Source organism: Mesorhizobium tamadayense, assembly GCF_003863365.1.
Taxonomy (GTDB): Bacteria; Pseudomonadota; Alphaproteobacteria; order Rhizobiales; family Rhizobiaceae; genus Mesorhizobium; species Mesorhizobium tamadayense.
Window position 1 is genome coordinate 1 of record NZ_RQXT01000127.1, and the last position, 2,624, is coordinate 2,624.

Consider the following 2,624-nt stretch of genomic DNA (forward strand, 5'->3'; position numbering starts at 1 on the left):
TGCGTATTCCGACGAAGCCGGCCATCGATTCCGATTTGAAGCCGGCCAGTCATTCCGATTTCATTCCGGCCGGTGTTCCGATTTGAAGCCGGCCATTTTTCGGACTGATCCTGGGTCTCGTTGATGTTTGGATTGGGTTTCGTTTCCGGTCAAGCTTGCGCTGTTTCAGACGCTCTTGGCGAGCGCTGTTTTCGCATGCTTTCCCCGGTGAGATCGATGCGATAGGCGTTGTGAACGAGGCGGTCCAGGATGGCATCGGCCAGGGTTGGGTTTGCAATGATCTCGTACCAGCGATCCAGAGGCAACTGGCTGGTGACGATTGTCGATCGGCGTTCGTAGCGGTCTTCAATGATCTCAAGCACATCACGCCGCTGGTCATCATTGAGTTTTTCCGGTCCCCAGTCATCGAGAATGAGAAGGTCGGTTTTGGCGAGTTGCTTGAGGATCCGGCCATAACGTCCGTCGCCTCTCGCGAGGGCAAGCGTTGCAAACAGCCGGGGAACGCGGTGATAGGCGACGGAGAAATCCTCTCGGCAAGCTTTGTGGCCAAGCGCACAGGCCAGCCAGCTCTTGCCGACGCCCGCCGGCCCGGTGATGAGAAGACTGTGATGCTTTCTGATCCAGTCGCAGCCGGCGAGCGCCATGAACAGATTGCGATCAAGACCGCGTGCGGCACGAAAGTCGGCATTCTCGATCTGTGCGTCATGGCGAAGTTTTGCAGCCCTGGCGCGGGCTTCGAAACGCTTCTGGCGGCGCATGGTAGCCTCGCGCTCGAGCAGCATGGCAAGCCATTCGCCATGCTCGAGGCCGCGTGCTTCGGATTGTGCGTCGAGCTCCTGGAAGGCGGTGGCCATGCCATGAAGGCCGAGTTCGCGCAGCATGTCGATGGTCGGATGGATGAGCATTGGTGTGTCTCCTCAATGGAAGTAATCGGGGCCACGCAGATTGGCGTGATCGACGATGGCGGTCGGTTCGGTGGAATGCCTTGCGGCCTTGTGATTGGCGATAAGCGAGGCGATGCTCTTGCAGTTCAGCCCACCGATCTCGACAGCGCGGGCTGACACGGCTTCGGCGCGATCGCGTGTGACATCGCGAAACAGGCGCAGGACACCCAGGCATGTTCGAAAGCCTTGTTCAGGATGTGGGCGGCTGGCGAGGATTGCGACAACCAAGCCTTCCGTCTCAGGGCCGACGGATGCGGCCCAGCGACGGAAACGATCCGGCGTCCACTCGGCATATCGCCGGTGGGAGCTGGGCATATGATCCGGATCAGTCCCGTGACGAGGGCCGCCATAGCGGCGCTGATGGACGGCAATGCGCTTGCCGCGGTGAAAGATCTCGATTGTGCGTGCCGTTGCTCTCAGATCGACTTGCTGGCGAATGAGGCTGTGCGGCACGGAATAGAAGAAGGTCTTGAACTCGACATGGTAGTCCGTCGAGACGCGGGCCAAACGCCACTCGGCGAATTCGTAGTCTTCGCTCGGAAGACTTGCGAGCGCAGCACGCTCGACGCTCTCAAACAGTTGCCGGCGACTGACGCCCAGCCGACGCATGACGTGATCATTGATGCGATCGAGTGCCTGGCGAATGGCGGCATTGGCCTCGGCCAGCGAGAAGAAGGTCTGGTTGCGCAGCCGCCCCAGAATGCATGACTGGGCGAAACGCACGCCGTTCTCGACTTTCGATTTGTCCTTCGGCCGTCGCGGCCGTGCCGGAAGAACGCCGACGCCATAATGGGATGCCATCATGCCGTAGCTGCGATTGATCTCGGGATCGTAGAAGCTGGCGCGGCTGACGCCCGACTTCAGATTGTCGGGGACGATCAGGCGGGGAACGCCATCAAAGAAACGAAACATCCTGACGTGTGAACCAATCCAATCAGGCAGTGTCTGGGTCCAGGTTGCTTCGGCATAGGTGAAGCTGGACGCACCCAGCACCGCCACGAAGATCTCCGCCTCACGGATCTCGCCGGTGTCTCGATCAACGATCGGGATCTTCTTGCCGGAATAGTCGACGAAGACCTTGTCGCCGGCGGCGTGTTCTTGGCGCATCGTCGGCGAAAGCCGCTGTTCGAAGCTGCGAAAGAGCTCGCAGAACCGGCTATAGCCATATCCGTCGGGATGACTTCCTCGATACTCCTCCCACAAGATGAGGAGCGTGACGCCCGGCTTCTTGAGCTCGACGGCAAGATCGGCCCAGTTCGGCTCTGCGCGCCGCCGCGTGCCCTGTTTGACGCCATTGCGAGCGAAGAGTTTGTTCTCAAGCGCGTCATCGGTCAGCTCGCCTGGCAGGGGCCAGCTCAACCCGATTGCCGCTGCGCGCCGCAGATTATCCTGCACCGTACTGCGTGCTATTCCCAGCACGACCGCAATCTCGCGGGAGCTGGTCCCGCTTCCGGCAAGCCGAAGCATTTGTCTCAACTGTCTCATGGTCAGCCTTCTCTTTGCCGGCATCAAAATGTCCTCGTTCATCGCGAGGTAATTGATGCCAAAGTTGCTGACCCAGGAGGTAATCTTCAGTGCCGAAAACCGGCCGGTCTTTGGTTGGAATGGTGGCCGGCTTCATACCGGAATGGTGGCCGGTGTTTGATCGGAATGGCGGCCGGCTTCACGTCGGAATCCGCA

The 2,624-nt window shown here is 59.9% G+C and carries 2 protein-coding genes; both read right to left on the bottom strand.

Annotated elements, in window-relative coordinates; genetic code table 11:
- Positions 1–149 precede the first annotated feature (149 nt).
- Positions 150–905: an IS21-like element helper ATPase IstB gene (istB, locus tag EH240_RS36675; RefSeq protein WP_125007203.1), complete on the bottom strand. Its 756-nt coding sequence runs from the start codon at positions 903–905 to the stop codon at positions 150–152.
- A gap of 12 nt (positions 906–917) precedes the next feature.
- Positions 918–2,429 (bottom strand): IS21 family transposase, encoded by a 1,512-nt coding sequence (gene istA, locus EH240_RS36680; RefSeq protein ID WP_425374874.1) that lies wholly within the window; start codon positions 2,427–2,429, stop codon positions 918–920.
- Between the last annotated feature and the right edge of the window lie 195 nt (positions 2,430–2,624).